Genomic DNA, 14,061 nt, shown 5'->3' with positions numbered 1-14,061 from the left:
GAATCGCTCCGCCACCAGATGGGACGGCACGTCGGCAGCGGGTCGCGTTATCGCGTATCTCCGCCGACTGCGGGGGCGCTTGATTCGACCTGTGCGGGATGCGTCGGGGCGGCCAACACAGGTCGTGCAACGGCAGGGTTCTGGGGAAAGGGTAATTCGAGCAGCGCGTAGGGGTTCACGCGGGCGCCATTGACCTTCATGCCCCAATGAAGATGCGGACCGGTAGCGCGACCGGTGGCGCCGACTTTGCCGATGATCTGCCCGGCCTTGACTAAGTCACCTTCCTTCACCAGCACGTCGGAGAGGTGAAAGTACATCGAGTACAGGCCCAGACCGTGGTCCACAAAGATGCCGCGGCCTGAAAAGATATGGTCCACAATCAGCCGGACGACACCGTCATTGCTGGCCATCACGTCGGTGCCCATCGGCGCGCCGATATCTTCTCCGTTGTGCGGGTTTCTGGCTTGACCGTTCATGATACGAACACTGCCGAAAATTCCTGTCCGCTTACCATGGACCGGTTCGATGAACCCGGCCTGCCAGAGCCGCATGGCAGACTCCTCAGCCAACGCCTTGCGAACCTGCTCCTGTTCGGCCTTCCAGCGCGCAGCTGCTGTCTCGTCGAGATCGACTTTGTCTTTCGGCAACTTCAGATGTTCGACGGAGAACTTCTCCTTCAGCACCAACACCTGATAGGAAAAATGGCGCGTTTGCTCACCCAATTGGGCATCGATCGTGAGCTCATGCGCACCGGGCTCATCCTGCAAATCGATACCCAGTAAACCGATGTACCCGACACCGCCGCCGGAAGAAGGGTCCGGAAAGAGCGTCACCTTGCGCCCAAGGAACTGGCCTTTGACGCTGGCCGCATCCTTGATATCCGGCACGTGGATGAGGACCACCTGGCCCTGCTTGCCGCTGAATTGCCCGTCGCCGCCACGAGGAACCGGCCCCGTGTTCGGAAAGAGCTCGACGGGAAACACACTCGTCAGCAGCACGACCGAAATGATGAGAAAGCGATCCATGAACGACATGGTCTTGTCTCGTCTCTGCCCCTCTGTCATCGATACAATCGCGCGCCGGACACTTGTGACAACAATTCTTCGACTCGTCGGTTCACCGCGCTAAACGGATCCATACAGAGAATGGTCTCTTCCCAGTACCCGTTCAACTTCAAATACGTCCAGTCGACCGTGTACGATCGGTTCTTGGCCCGCGCGAAGCGAATAAAATCGCCGCGAACTTTTGCGCGCGTGGTCTGAGGCGGCACGGACATCGCCCGTTGCACCGCTTCCTCCTCCACCACCCGCGAGGCCATTCCCCGATTCTCCATCAAATAATACAGTCCGCGGGTTCGTTTCACGTCATGAAATTGCAAATCCAGCAGAAACACCCGGGGGTCATCCCAGCCGCAATCCTTCTTGTCGGTGTACGACTGAATCAGATGCTTTTTCATCACCCAATCGACCTCGTGCACGAGTTGCATCGGATCTTCTTCCAGACGATCCAACACCGACACCCACTTCTCCCACACGTCGTCCAACACCGGATCGTGCTCCTGCTCTGCCAGAAACTCTTTGGCGCGCTTGACGTAGACCCGCTGGATCTCGATGGCCGTCATCTGCCGGCCGTCGTCCAGCTTGACCTTCTTGTTAAGGGTCGGGTCGCGGGAAATTTCGCGGATGGCTTTGACAGGATCTTCGAGTTCCATCCCGCTGACCGAATACCCGGCTTCGATCATCGAGAGCACCAACGTGGCCGTGCCGACTTTCAAATACGTCGCATACTCCGACATATTGGAGTCGCCCACAATGATGTGGAGCCGCCGATATTTCTCCGCATCGGCGTGGGGCTCGTCGCGGGTGTTGATGATACTCCGTGACGAGGTCGTCGAGGAGGAAGTCTTTTCATGAATATGCTGGGCACGTTGGGAGATGAAATACTGCGGCTTGCCGGAGACTTTCAGGACCTTGCCGGCGCCGGAATAGATCTGCCGGGTCACAAAAAACGGAATGAGCTGCTCGGTGACTTTCCAGAAATCCACGTCCCGGCGCATGAGATAATTTTCATGGCACCCGTAGGTATTCCCGAGTGAATCGGTGTTGTTCTTGAAAATATAGATTTCGCCGGAGAGGCCCTCTTCCCGAAGGCGCTCTTCCGCCGCCGGCAAACAGGCTTCCAGCAAGCGCTCGCCCGCCTTATCGTGGATGACGAGATCGAGGATGTTGTCGCACTCCGGCGTGGAGTACTCGGGATGGCAGCCGGTATCCTGATAAAAGCGCGCGCCGTTGACCAGAAAGGCATTCGACGGCCAGCTGTTCGGAATGAGGCCTTCGAAGATATAGCCCAACACTTTCTCCATCGGGAGATAAATCTTCCCGTTCGGAGAAAAAATCAGGCCGTACTCGTTTTCTAAACCGAAGATACGTTGCTGCATGGAGAGACGTTTCCTCGAATCCGCTTCTCTCAGGATACACCGCGGCGGGTGAGGCTTCAACAGATGCCCGGCAATGAACCGTGCATCCCCGACCGGAAGCGGATAAGGGCGCAGTTGCGTGGGAGGGCGTGTCAGGCGAAGAGCTGGGAGATATCGGCACTGCTCAACCGTTTGAACTTCCGCCCAAGGCGGTTCCGGTCCAGCACGGCGACTTCGAGATTTTCTGAAGGGATCTTTTGAGTGGCGATCTGCTCCAATGCGGCCAGGCAACGCCGGAGCCCATCCTTCAGCGTGGGTGGCTGCGGTGTCGCATGTTCCCGCAGATATTGCTGAACGGCTTCCGATCGTCCCCCGATCACCGCGAGATTCTTTTCATCCACGATGCTGCCGTCGAATGAAATGCGGAAGATCTCATTCGCCTGACCGTTCACACCGACCTGCACGACAAGAATTTCGACTTCCAGCGGCTTGACGTCCGTACTGAAGGCCGTCCCCAGACTCTGCGAGTAGGCATTGGACAAGGTCCGCGCGCTCACGTCTTCCCGGCTGTACATGTACCCCGTCAGATCGGCATGGCGAATGCCGGCCTTCCGGAGATGCTCGAATTCGCTATATTTGCCGGCTCCGGCAAACGCGATCCGGTCATAGACCTCCGACACTTTATGCAAGGAGGAACTGGGATTGTCCGCCGCCAGCAAAATTCCGTCGACATACTCCAGGGCAATGATGGAGCGTCCTTTGGCGATGCCTTTTTTGGCGTACTCCGCCTTGTCCTGCATCATTTGTTCAGGCGAGACGTAGTAGGGCAACGGCATCGGCTAGGCTCTCCTTCGCTCTGCGATCATGGTTTCGAACAAGGCACGCACCCGATCTTCAGGCACATCAATGATACCGGCGCTACTGACGATCTTCGCTGTCGGATAAATACCGCGGACTAAATCAGGCCCGCCGGTCCCCACATCCTCATCCGCCGCATTGTAGAGGGCCAACAGCCCGACCCGCAGCGCCTCTTCTTCCTGGAGACCGGATCGATAATGCTCACGCATCGTGTTGCGGGCGTCCTTGCCGCCGGAGCCGATGGAATGGTGGTCGGACTCTTCGTAGCGCCCCCCAGTAATGTCGTACTTAAAAATGCGGCCTTCGTTCCGCTTGAGATCGTATCCAACGTAAAGCGGCATGACGACCAGTCCCTGAAATACCATCGGAAGGTTGGCCTTCACCATCTGCCCCAGCTTGTTGGCCTTCCCCTCACAGGACAACTGCACGCCTTCGAGCTTCTCGTAATGCTCAAGCTCCGTCTGAAACAATTTGGCCATCTCGATACACGGCCCCGCCGCCCCCGCGATCGCCATCGCGGAATAGTCGTCGATGCGGAAGACCTTTTCAATCCGCCGGTCGGCGATCTGAAATCCCTCGGTCGCGCGTCGATCACCGGCAATAATGGCCCCATCCCGATATTTCAACGCCAGGACCGTCGTCCCATGCGGCACCGGGATCGTTCCTGGTCGGCCGAAATCCACGGGAGGCGCGGCGCGCTGCAGGGCGATCTCACTCAAACCGGGTCTTAATTCAGGATGATGCTGAGTGAGGAAGTCGAAGAAGCTGGACCCCTCGTGATATGGAAGGAAGGCAGAATGTTTCATTCAATGGTCGCAGTCAGGTCGAAAGTTTAGCGAGTAGGGCAGACGCCGTTTCTGCTTGCGCCAGCAACTCCCCCGTGAGCGCTTCGGTTCCCCGCAGGGGATCCATCAAGGGGATTCTCTTGATCTTGTTCTGTCCGGTATCGAACAGCACGGACGTCCAACTCGCCCCGTAGACGACATTCGGGTACTTCTTGACGCACTGGCCCCTAAAGTAAGCCCTGGTCCCAACCGGCGGATTGAATTCCGCCCTCGCAATCTCATGATCCAACACCACCCGCTCAATTCGATGATTCCGTTCCAGGGTGTAATACAGTCCCTTGTCCGGACGGACATCATGGTATTGGAAATCCATCAGACGAACGCGCGGATCGTCCCAACCACAGGATTTGCGTTCCATATAGGACTCGATCAGGTACCGCTTGGCGACCCAATCCAACTCACGCACTAATGACCGAGGATCCCGTTCCAGGCGATCGAGCACATCTTCCCACCGCACCAGCACGTCCTTCGTCACCTGATTGAGCTCGTGGCAGGCATAATAGCTCTGGGCGGCCTTGAGGTACGCTCGCTGCACGGCGATCGCAGTGGATGAGCTCCCGTCACTGAGCTTCAAACTCTCCTTCACCTGCACATCCCGGGAGACCTGCTTGATGGCATTCACCGGATCTGCCAGGCTGATTCGAGGAAGGTCGGCGCCGGCCTCGAGCAACTCCAACACAATCGAGAGGGTCCCGACCTTCAGATAGGTCGATACCTCGGCCATATTGGCGTCTCCGACGATCACATGGAGCCGCCGGTACTTCGCCGAATCAGAATGCGGTTCGTCGCGCGTATTGATGATCGGCCGCCGAACCATCGTGTTCAGATCCACGAGCGTTTCGAAAAAATCCGCCCGCTGCGAAATCTGATAATCGACGGGGCTGGTCTGGTTTTCCGCGCCGACCTTGCCGGACCCGGCATAAATCGACCGCGTCACAAAGAACGGCGTGAGGACCTGGGTGATGCGTTCAAATGGCACCGCCCGCGACACGAGATAATTCTCGTGGTACCCATAGCTGTTGCCCTTACCGTCTGAATTATTCTTATACAACACGAACTGGTCACGCCCGCGCGCCTTGGTAATCCCTTCCAGGGCCTGCGCGACAATGCGTTCACCGACGCGCTCGAACGCCACGACTTCCCTCGCATTGAGACACTCAGGCGTGGAATATTCAGGATGCGCGCCATCGACATAGAGACGACCACCGTTGGCCAGGACCTTATTGAGTTGCCGATTGTAATCAGGTCCCGGCCGTTCCCGCTCACCGTCGACCTCAAACCCGCGCGCATCCAGCAGGGGATTTTCGTTCTCGTAGTCCCACACCGCATGCGGAGCCGGAAGATTCGGGTAGTAGCCGATGAGGTGAATGGAGTTGGCCACCGGATCGGCCGCATTCGGGTCACGACTGGCGATGCCGAATTCGGTCTCCGTGCCGATGACACGGGACGGATTGTGCGTAGGATTGTCGCTCATGAAATATCGCGCTACAGGTAGTGACCGGTGTTGACCGTTTCGATTTGGCGCGCCTCTGCAGGCCCGCCGCTGATCGTCCGGAGGTGGACAATCTTCTCGCCTTTCTTGCCGGCGACCTTGGCCCAATCGTCCGGATTCGTGGTGTTGGGCAAGTCTTCGTGCTCTTTAAATTCTTCACGGATCGCACGGATCAGATCCTCGGCCCGCAGACCGGCTCCTTCTTGCGCAATCGCCCGCTTCACGGCGAATTTCTTGGCACGCGACACGATGCCCTCGATCAACGCGCCGCTGGCGAAATCCTTGAAGTACAACACTTCCTTCTCGCCGTTCGCATAGGTCACTTCAATGAACTTGTTTTCGTCCGTCGTCGCATACATGGCATCGACGGTCATGTTCATGAGGGAATCCACAAGTGCCCGGGCATCCCCGCCATGCCGCTTCAGATCGTCCTCGGCAAACGGCAAATCGGTCGAGACGTACTTGGAGAAAATATCCCGGGCCGCCGTGGCGTCCGGACGACCGACCTTCACCTTCACATCGAGACGACCCGCGCGGAGCACGGCCGGATCGATCAAGTCCTGCCGGTTGCTCGCGCCGATGACGATGACATTGGTCAGACGCTCCACACCGTCGATCTCCGAGAGAAACTGCGGCACGATGGTCGATTCGATGTCGGAGGAGATGCCGGTGCCGCGAGTGCGGAACAATGCGTCCATCTCGTCGAAAAACACAATCACGGGATGACCGTCGTCGGCGCGTTCCTTGGCTTTCTTGAATACCTCACGCACCTGCCGCTCAGACTCGCCGACATACTTATTCAGCAGCTCAGGCCCCTTCACATGAAGGAAGTAGCTGCGCAGCTGTTTGTCTTTGAGATGCCCTAGTTTCTTGGCGATCGAACTGGCCACGGCCTTGGCGATCAACGTCTTGCCGCAACCCGGCGGGCCATAGAGCAACACGCCCTTCGGGGCGCTGAGTTTGTAGTTCGCAAAAATGTGCGGATACAGAAAGGGTAACTCCACCGCATCACGGACTTGCTCGATTTCTTTCTGGAGTCCGCCGATATGTTCGTAGTCCACATCGGGGACTTCTTCGAGCACCAGTTCCTCGGCTTCCGATTTCGGCAGCTTTTCGATGACGCACCCGGACCGCGGATCGTATAACAGATGATCGCCGACACTGAGACGCTCGCTGAGCAATGGCTCGCCGAGCTCCGCGACTTTTTCTTCATCGAAGTGCAGCGTCACCAGCGCCCGATTCCCCTCCAGCACATCCTTCAAACGAACGACTTCGCCCTGCACATCGAATCCACGCACTTCGATGACGTTGAGGGCTTCGTTGAGGATGACCTCCTGCCCTTTGCGGAGCGATTTCGCTTTGATGGAGGGATGAAGACTGACCTTCATCTTACGGCCGGATACGTAGACATTTCCCGTACCATCGGTGTCGAGGCTGGAGAAAATCCCGTAGGTCGAGGGCGGAGCCGTCAGCTTCTCGACTTCGGCCCGCAACGTTTCGATTTGAGATTTGGCTTCTTGGAGAGTCGCGACGAGCTTCTCGTTCTGCTTCGTCGTTTGTTCGAGCTGGTAGCGTGACTGGTAGAGCCGCCGTATCTCCTCCTCCATGGACTGGATTTGGATGCGAAGTTTTTCAACCTCGCGGGCCTGTTCGTCGTTCTTGTGCGTCACGACTCCATCTCCGTCAGAAAGTGACTTGGTCAGGCGCTTGACGGAATCACGGAAGGACCGGAGTCGGCCTGAACTCCCTTTTGATTCGGCCATCGCCCCACTCGTTGGATCAGTTTCAATCCCTGTCAGTGACGGTCATCAACACTGTTTCGGATTCTATCACCCGCCTATGGGGTGGTCAACAGCAGCAGCCACCGATGCAGCTGCGGCACGTTCATGATTCGCACTCGATCGCCGCAAGAAATTTCTCGGTCGCGGCTTCGACATTCGACGCGTTCAGGATCGAAGACAACACAGCCACACCGAATGCTCCCGCCTGTAGCACCTCACGTGTGCGCGAGTCCGTCATCCCTCCGATGGCAAAAATCGGAATGGTGACCGCACGCGCAGCCTGCTCGAGGACCCGGAGACCCAGCGGCGCCCCATACTCCCGCTTCGACGGCGTGTCATAAATCGGACCCAACACCACAAAATCCGCGCCGTCCCGCTCTGCCGCCACGGCCCCCTGAATGGAGTGAACGGACAGCCCCAACAACTGCGAGGGCCTCACCAGCGTGCGCACCACTGGAGCCGGCAAACTGCTCTCGCGCAAATGGACCCCCCGGCACCCCAGTGCCACCGCCAGATCCACACGGTCATTGATGAACAGCTGAATGTCCGACAACTCGCGCTGCAGGTCGAGCGATAGAGAGAGCAGCTCTCGGATCGGGAGATCACGTTCGCGCAACTGAACCGCGCGCACACCGGCACTCACCGCGCGGCCGACGACCGACACCAGCGACCGGCCGGCGGTTTGTTGACGATCAGTGACTAAATACAGACGGAAATCGACGGAAAGCATTCGGGGAATATTCTGGACGCTGAACGATGCCGGTCGAATGCGAGCGATCAAAAGATAGGAGCCGGTTCATCACTCACACAGGAACTCAGCCCGGCTCCCCGACGCCTGCCAATGACGCATCTCTGAATTTAGAGCATGCCTTCGATCGGGCTGCTGGCTGTCGCGTAGAGCTTGCGCGGAATACGTCCGGCCTTATAAGCCAGTCGTCCGGCCCAGACACCATACTTCATGGCCTCGGCCATCGCGATGGGGTCCTGCGCGCCGGCGATGGCGGTGTTCATCAGCACCGCATCCGCTCCATATTCCATCGCCAGCGCGGCATCGGATGCCGTTCCGACTCCGGCGTCCACAATGATGGGCACCTTGACCGTTTCCATGATGATCTTGAGATTGTACGGATTACGGATCCCGAGCCCTGAGCCGATCGGAGCCGCGAGCGGCATCACCGCGGGACAGCCGATGTCCACTAGCTTCTTGGCAACGATCGGGTCATCGTTGGTATAGGGCAGGACGATGAACCCTTCTTTGATGAGGATCTTGGCCGCCTCGATCAATCCCGCAGTATCCGGGAACAGCGTCTTTTCATCACCCAGCACTTCGAGTTTCACCAGATCGGACACGCCGGCGGCGCGAGCCAACCGGGCATACCGGACGGCATCTTCCACCGTGTAACAACCGGCGGTGTTCGGCAGAATGATGTATTTTTTGGGATCGAGATAATCCAGGAGATTTTCCTTGGACCGATCCGTGATATTCACTCGACGAACCGCCACCGTCACCACGTCCGCACCAGAGGCATCGATGGCCTTCTTGGTCTCGACAAAGTCTTTATACTTACCGGTCCCCACCCAGAGGCGGGACTTAAATTCCCGGCCGGCAATCACTAAGCGATCGTTGATCGTATCCATAAATGTGGTTACCTCGCTCCGCCACCAATAAAACTCAATATCTCCACGCGATCCCCCTCGCGGAGGCCGCGGGTCTCAAAATCCTTGCGATCCAGAATCTCCAAATTCAATTCGACGGCGACGCGATCGGCGCGGATCTCCAACTCGTGCAACAACGCTGCCACCGTCTGCCCATCGCCGATTCCACGAGATTCACCGTTCACGTGAATGATCACTGCGCACCTCAATTATTCAGATCATCCTATGAAACGGGAAAACCGGTTGTCAACCAAGCCCCGTAAGACCTTGCCGTTTGGGATTCGATACTCGCACAATGTAGATGAAACGCGCCGACACACGACTATGGACGACCGTACCCATCAACTTGCGCAGATCTTTCGTGCGATGGCCAACCTGCTGGCCAGCCAACGCGCCAATCCCTATCGTGTCCGCGCGTATCGGAAAGCGGCTGATTCGATTCTGGGGGTTACGGGAGACCTGGCCGATCTGGCCGCACGCCATCAGCTTCAGGAGATTCCCGGAATCGGTCGGGACTTGGCAGTGAAGATTGAAGAGTTTCTGACGACAGGAACGATTCGCGCGTATGAGGAACTAAAGACTCCGTTGCCGGAGGAAGTGGCCGGCTGGGCTTCGTTGCCGGGCTTCTCCGATGCCCTGGTGAGTTACTTATATTTCCGGCTGAACATCCGCACATTGGCCGACCTGGAAAGCCTGGTTGCGTCCCATCTCTTACGAACACAACCAGGTTTTTCCGGGTCGGAAGACACGCTGCTCGCCGCCATCCGCGAACGGATCGGAACCGTGCCGACTACGCCGCCGGCCGCAGCTCCTTAAAGATCTTCCAGGTCTTCAACAGCTCAACGGCCTTCTGAAGCTGCACGTCATCATCCAGCGAAATATCCCCGGCCCCATCCCCGGCCGACACGGCGCCATTCTTGTGCGCAGGCTCATCACCCGGCTTGGCCGAAGGCGATGGATCCTTTCCGGCTGCAGGCGCTTTGGCCGTCTTCGGTTCAGACTCTTTTCCGTCTTTCTCGCCGGCCTTTGCGACGGTCTGCGTTTGCAGTTTGACCACAATGTCCGGAGTGATGCCTGTGGACTGAATCGAGCGCCCCTTCGGCGTGTAGTACTTGGCAGTCGTGAGCCGGAGTCCCGACCCGTCACCCAGCGGCAGAATCGTCTGGACGGATCCCTTGCCGAACGACGTGGTCCCGACAATGACGGCCCTTCCCCAATCCTGCAACGCACCAGCCACAATCTCCGACGCGCTAGCCGACCCTTCGTTCACCAGGATGATCATCGGCGAATCTTCCAGCGTCTCCTTGGTCTTGGAGAACCACTCATCTTTCTTCCCCTCACGACCTTTGGTATAGACGATCAGCTTCCCGTTCCCCACAAACTGTTCGGACACATCGACGGCCGCCGTCAACAGGCCACCGGGATTGTTCCGCAAGTCGAGAATCGTCCCCTGAACCTTCTGCTCCTTGAACTGCTTGAGCGCCCGGCTGAGGTCCCGTCCCGTGGCTTCCTGGAACTGCGTCAAACGCACATACCCAATGGTATTGTCGAGCACCTTGAACTTCACGCTTTCGATCTTGATGGTGTCCCGCACCAATGAAAACGCCAGCGGGTCCGCCGTGCCGTCCCGCTGGATCGTGAGGTTCACCTTGGTGCCTTTGGGGCCGCGCATTTTCTGCACCGCATCCATCAGCGTCAAATCCTTTGTGGGTTCGTCGTTCACCTTGGTAATGAAATCACCGGCCTTGATCCCGGCTCGATGCGCAGGCGTGCCTTCGATCGGGGAGATGACGGCAAGGCGGTTCTCCTTCACACCGATCTGAATCCCGACCCCACCGAATTCGCCTTTCGTTTCGACCTGCATTTCCTTGTACATCTCAGGCGTCATATAGGCCGAGTGCGGATCCAACGTGGAGAGCATCCCGCGAATCGCACCCTGTACGAGGTCTTTCACCTTTGTATCGTCGACGTAGTGCTTCTGCACCTGGGTCAAGACCTCGGAGAAGGTCCGCAGTTCTTCATAGGTCTCGGAGGCGTGGCCGGTCCGCTCCAATCCCTTTTCCAGCACAATGCCGATACCCAGGGCTACCGTCACCATCAGCAAAAGATATAACCACCGTCGGCTTCGCCGCTGTTCCATAACGTAGGTTTCCTTCCTTCCGAGGCCTATCGCTTCGACAGCCACACGAGGGGATCCACCGGTTCCGCTCCCTCGCGCAACTCAAAATAGAGCGTATTCTCACCCGTCATGCCCGTGTCGCCCGTTTCACCGATCGCTTCTCCGGCTTCGATCCGGGCTCCGACCGACGTCAATATTTTCGACGCATGGGCATACAACGAAAAGACTCCGTTTGCATGATCCATGATTATAACGAGTCCGTAGCCTTTCAACCAGTCCGCGTAGACAACCTGGCCGGCAAGCACCGACCGTATATTACTCCCTTCCGCAGCGCGAATCTCAATCCCTTTTCGCTGGATGTAGGTATTGAAGGTCGGATGCTTCTGCCGTCCGAAGTAAGACACCACTTGCCCTTCAGTCGGCCAGAGCAGCGTCCCACGTAACGCGCGGAGGCCTCCTGTCGCGGAGGGTGGACGCGCCGCCAGCGCCGCCCGACGTCTGGTTTCCAGTTCCTTCAGCAAGCTGTCGACCCGGCTGGCAGACCGCTCCAGCTCCTCGACGGCCCGGTCATGCGACTCCTTTTCTTGAGTGATTTTAGCGAGATACACCCGTTTCTGTTTTTTCAACCCTTGGATCTGAGCCAGCTTTTCCTCGGTGCTGGCCTTGTAGGCGAGGATGCCCTGACGCGCCTCTTCTCGACTCCGCTCGACATCGGCAATCCGCTCGGCGTCTTTCCGGTAGGTTTCCATGATCTCATACTCTCGCTGTGTCACAGCCGAGAGATATTGAAACCGCCGCTGAAAGTCTCCGGAGGAACTGGCCGCCAACAGCGTTCGCAGGTGCCAAAACCGTCCCTCGACGTATTGAACGCGCAAGCGGGCGGCGATGGCATCCTGCCGTTCATCGATACGTTCCGACAGACGGCTCAACTGCACGCTCATCTGTTCGATTTCCACATCCTTCTTCTTAAGCTTCTTGACGACGTCTTGATGTTCCTGCCGGTAGCGCACCAGGCGTTCGTCTAAAGACTGCAATCCCTGCAGAACCGACTCCCGTTTCTTTTCCGCCTCATCCGCCTTTTTGCGCTTCTCGACAATGGTGCCACGCAGCTTTTCCAGCGTCTTCTTTTCCTGCTCGATCTTGTCTGCGTAGGAATCCTTGCGCTCCGCCCAGGTCGGAACCGTCCACAAGACCAGGTGAACCGCTGCCACGACACATCCCCATCGTGCCCACTTCATGCCCGTCCCTCTCCAAACCGGAGCAACGAGAGAAAGCTGCCGGCACAACCGAGAAAGAGCCCCACACAGACGAGCACCACACACATTTGGAAGGGGAAAAATGTCAGCAGCGCATCCACGCCCAGAAACCGGCTGGCAGACCGGATTTCGTGGCGAAACAACTCAAACCCGGCTTTGAGGATCACCAGCGAGAGAGCACTGCCGAGCAAGCCGAGCGCCGCACCTTCGAGCAAATAGGGCACGCGGATAAAGGTCGTACTCGCCCCGATCAACCCTAGAATTTCTATTTCCTCCCGGCGTGAATACAGCGCCAAGCGGATCGTGTTCGCGATGATCGTGACCGACGCCGCCGATAAAATCAGGCCGACGATGATGGCCGCCACCTCGATATACCGGACAATGCCGGCCAAGGCCTCGACCCATTCCTGATTGTATTGCACCTGCGCCACTCCGGGGATCGACTGGGCGCGATTGGCCCACCGCCGCATCGCATCCGATGAACGGGACTCCACCGCAAGCGTCACGACAAATGAGGCCGGCAGCGGATTCTGCCCGAGTCCCTGCAGCAGATGGGACTCGGCCGGAAACTGACTCTGGAAATCAGCCAACGCCCGTTCCTTGGACACGAAGGTCAACGACCCGACGGCACGATCGGCCTTCAGTTGCAGTTCGATCTCGCTTCTCGTCTGCTCCGTCAGGTCGTCCTGCAGGTACACCATAACCTGGATGTCCTGCTCAAGCGAGGAAGCCAGCGTCTTCAAATTCACATAGAGCAGCAGAAACACTCCGACACAGGCGAACGTGAACGCCGTGGTGGCCACCGCCACCACCGTGGTCGTTCGATTGGTCAGCACGTTGGCGACTGCTTCCCGCAGCAGATATAGCAGCCGCCTCACGAACACACCTGTTCCCGCGAGACAACCTTGCCCTGGTCCAATATGATCACACGCCGATTGACCTGCGCCAAGACATTGGGATCGTGCGTTGCCACGATGATCGTCGTGCCCCGAGCGTTGATCGACTTGAAGAGTTCGATGATTTCGCTGGTCAGCTCCGGATCCAGATTTCCCGTCGGTTCATCGGCCAGCAGCATGATGGGCCCATTGACGATCGCACGAGCGATGCAGATCCGTTGTTGCTCGCCGGTAGAGAGGCCGGGGGGAAAGAGATCCTTCTTGTGATCCAGCCCGACCGACCGTAATGCGTCCGTCACTTTCCGCCTGATTTCGACAGTCGAGGCCCCCTGCACCAACAGGGGCAACGACACATTGTCGAACACGGTTTTCTTGGGCAATAGTCGGAAATCCTGCAGCACCACACCGATCTTTCGACGCAGTAAGGGAATTTCAGACGGTCGCAATTTGGACAAACTACGGCCCTGCACCAGGATCTGTCCTTCCTCGGGGCGCTCTGCACCGATCAGCAATTTCAACAATGTCGATTTTCCGGCGCCGCTCGGTCCCATCAAGAGCACGAACTCGCCCTTCTCGATTTCAAGCGTCACATCGGACAGCGCCAAACGGCGGTCGTAATATTTTGAGACGTGAAAAAGTTGAATCATGGATGGTGACAAGAGCAGCCGCCGGATCGGAGTGACTTCTCGGGCCCCCGCCGCCCGGCACGGCACACAGTGACCGGATGAATCAGGAGTGCGAT

Annotated in this window: 14 protein-coding genes; 1 reads left to right on the top strand and 13 read right to left on the bottom strand. The window is 57.9% G+C overall.

All coding sequences use genetic code 11. The features are described from left to right. Window positions 1–47: 47 nt before the first annotated feature. The 9 genes from H8K11_04605 to thiS form a co-directional block, all read right to left on the bottom strand. Window positions 48–1,034: a M23 family metallopeptidase gene (locus H8K11_04605; protein MCS6263016.1), complete on the bottom strand. Its 987-nt coding sequence runs from the start codon at window positions 1,032–1,034 to the stop codon at window positions 48–50. Window positions 1,035–1,060: 26 nt separating this feature from the next. Beyond that, entirely contained in the window at window positions 1,061–2,437 is a 1,377-nt protein-coding gene (gene pafA, locus H8K11_04600) for a Pup--protein ligase (protein ID MCS6263015.1), read from the bottom strand. A 131-nt stretch (window positions 2,438–2,568) separates the two neighbouring features. Next, the gene (prcA, locus tag H8K11_04595; GenBank protein MCS6263014.1) at window positions 2,569–3,252 is read right to left on the bottom strand and encodes a proteasome subunit alpha; all 684 of its coding nucleotides are present in this window, start codon (window positions 3,250–3,252) and stop codon (window positions 2,569–2,571) included. Window positions 3,253–3,255: 3 nt separating this feature from the next. Continuing rightward, complete coding sequence (gene prcB / locus H8K11_04590) at window positions 3,256–4,080, bottom strand: proteasome subunit beta (protein ID MCS6263013.1); 825 nt, start codon at window positions 4,078–4,080, stop codon at window positions 3,256–3,258. A 13-nt stretch (window positions 4,081–4,093) separates the two neighbouring features. Further along, window positions 4,094–5,593: a proteasome accessory factor PafA2 gene (locus H8K11_04585; GenBank protein MCS6263012.1), complete on the bottom strand. Its 1,500-nt coding sequence runs from the start codon at window positions 5,591–5,593 to the stop codon at window positions 4,094–4,096. 11 nt (window positions 5,594–5,604) lie between these two features. After that, complete coding sequence (gene arc, locus H8K11_04580) at window positions 5,605–7,281, bottom strand: proteasome ATPase (protein ID MCS6263011.1); 1,677 nt, start codon at window positions 7,279–7,281, stop codon at window positions 5,605–5,607. Window positions 7,282–7,495: 214 nt separating this feature from the next. Then, entirely contained in the window at window positions 7,496–8,122 is a 627-nt protein-coding gene (thiE, locus tag H8K11_04575) for a thiamine phosphate synthase (GenBank protein ID MCS6263010.1), read from the bottom strand. Between the two features lie 128 nt (window positions 8,123–8,250). Next, window positions 8,251–9,030 (bottom strand): thiazole synthase, encoded by a 780-nt coding sequence (locus tag H8K11_04570; GenBank protein MCS6263009.1) that lies wholly within the window; start codon window positions 9,028–9,030, stop codon window positions 8,251–8,253. Window positions 9,031–9,038: 8 nt separating this feature from the next. After that, the gene (gene thiS / locus H8K11_04565; GenBank protein ID MCS6263008.1) at window positions 9,039–9,245 is read right to left on the bottom strand and encodes a sulfur carrier protein ThiS; all 207 of its coding nucleotides are present in this window, start codon (window positions 9,243–9,245) and stop codon (window positions 9,039–9,041) included. Window positions 9,246–9,372: 127 nt separating this feature from the next. Here thiS and H8K11_04560 point away from each other — a divergent pair, with 127 nt between their 5' ends. Then, window positions 9,373–9,864 carry a histidinol-phosphatase gene (locus H8K11_04560; protein ID MCS6263007.1) on the top strand — a complete coding sequence of 164 codons (492 nt, stop codon included), beginning with the start codon at window positions 9,373–9,375 and terminating at the stop codon, window positions 9,862–9,864. Here H8K11_04560 and H8K11_04555 read toward each other — a convergent pair. Genes H8K11_04555 through ftsE form a run of 4 tightly spaced genes read right to left on the bottom strand, consistent with a single transcriptional unit; the run spans window position 9,839 to window position 13,966 of the window. Then, complete coding sequence (locus tag H8K11_04555) at window positions 9,839–11,188, bottom strand: S41 family peptidase (protein MCS6263006.1); 1,350 nt, start codon at window positions 11,186–11,188, stop codon at window positions 9,839–9,841. The two genes, H8K11_04560 and H8K11_04555, sit on opposite strands and share 26 nt — an antisense overlap. 26 nt (window positions 11,189–11,214) lie before the next feature. Next, the gene (locus tag H8K11_04550; GenBank protein ID MCS6263005.1) at window positions 11,215–12,405 is read right to left on the bottom strand and encodes a peptidoglycan DD-metalloendopeptidase family protein; all 1,191 of its coding nucleotides are present in this window, start codon (window positions 12,403–12,405) and stop codon (window positions 11,215–11,217) included. Further along, the gene (locus H8K11_04545) at window positions 12,402–13,301 is read right to left on the bottom strand and encodes an ABC transporter permease (protein MCS6263004.1); all 900 of its coding nucleotides are present in this window, start codon (window positions 13,299–13,301) and stop codon (window positions 12,402–12,404) included. Before H8K11_04545 ends, H8K11_04550 begins: the two co-directional genes overlap by 4 nt. Then, window positions 13,298–13,966, bottom strand: a complete 669-nt coding sequence (ftsE, locus tag H8K11_04540; protein ID MCS6263003.1) for a cell division ATP-binding protein FtsE — start codon at window positions 13,964–13,966, stop codon at window positions 13,298–13,300. Before ftsE ends, H8K11_04545 begins: the two co-directional genes overlap by 4 nt. Between the last annotated feature and the right edge of the window lie 95 nt (window positions 13,967–14,061).

Source organism: Nitrospira sp. (assembly GCA_024998565.1).
Classification (GTDB): domain Bacteria; phylum Nitrospirota; class Nitrospiria; order Nitrospirales; family Nitrospiraceae; genus Nitrospira_A.
The sequence above is the reverse complement of the archived record's forward strand: the minus strand, read 5'-3'. Positions and strand labels throughout refer to the sequence as shown.

What these genes read in the sequence shown, in the direction of transcription:
- prcA (MCS6263014.1), bottom strand. Translation starts at nt 3,252, where the DNA reads ATGCCGTTGCCCTACTACGTCTCGCCTGAACAAATGATGCAGGACAAG.
- ftsE (MCS6263003.1), bottom strand. Translation starts at nt 13,966, where the DNA reads ATGATTCAACTTTTTCACGTCTCAAAATATTACGACCGCCGTTTGGCG.
- thiE (MCS6263010.1), bottom strand. Translation starts at nt 8,122, where the DNA reads ATGCTTTCCGTCGATTTCCGTCTGTATTTAGTCACTGATCGTCAACAA.
- H8K11_04560 (MCS6263007.1), top strand. Translation starts at nt 9,373, where the DNA reads ATGGACGACCGTACCCATCAACTTGCGCAGATCTTTCGTGCGATGGCC.
- H8K11_04555 (MCS6263006.1), bottom strand. Translation starts at nt 11,188, where the DNA reads ATGGAACAGCGGCGAAGCCGACGGTGGTTATATCTTTTGCTGATGGTG.
- H8K11_04605 (MCS6263016.1), bottom strand. Translation starts at nt 1,034, where the DNA reads ATGTCGTTCATGGATCGCTTTCTCATCATTTCGGTCGTGCTGCTGACG.
- H8K11_04570 (MCS6263009.1), bottom strand. Translation starts at nt 9,030, where the DNA reads ATGGATACGATCAACGATCGCTTAGTGATTGCCGGCCGGGAATTTAAG.
- pafA (MCS6263015.1), bottom strand. Translation starts at nt 2,437, where the DNA reads ATGCAGCAACGTATCTTCGGTTTAGAAAACGAGTACGGCCTGATTTTT.
- prcB (MCS6263013.1), bottom strand. Translation starts at nt 4,080, where the DNA reads ATGAAACATTCTGCCTTCCTTCCATATCACGAGGGGTCCAGCTTCTTC.
- H8K11_04585 (MCS6263012.1), bottom strand. Translation starts at nt 5,593, where the DNA reads ATGAGCGACAATCCTACGCACAATCCGTCCCGTGTCATCGGCACGGAG.
- H8K11_04550 (MCS6263005.1), bottom strand. Translation starts at nt 12,405, where the DNA reads ATGAAGTGGGCACGATGGGGATGTGTCGTGGCAGCGGTTCACCTGGTC.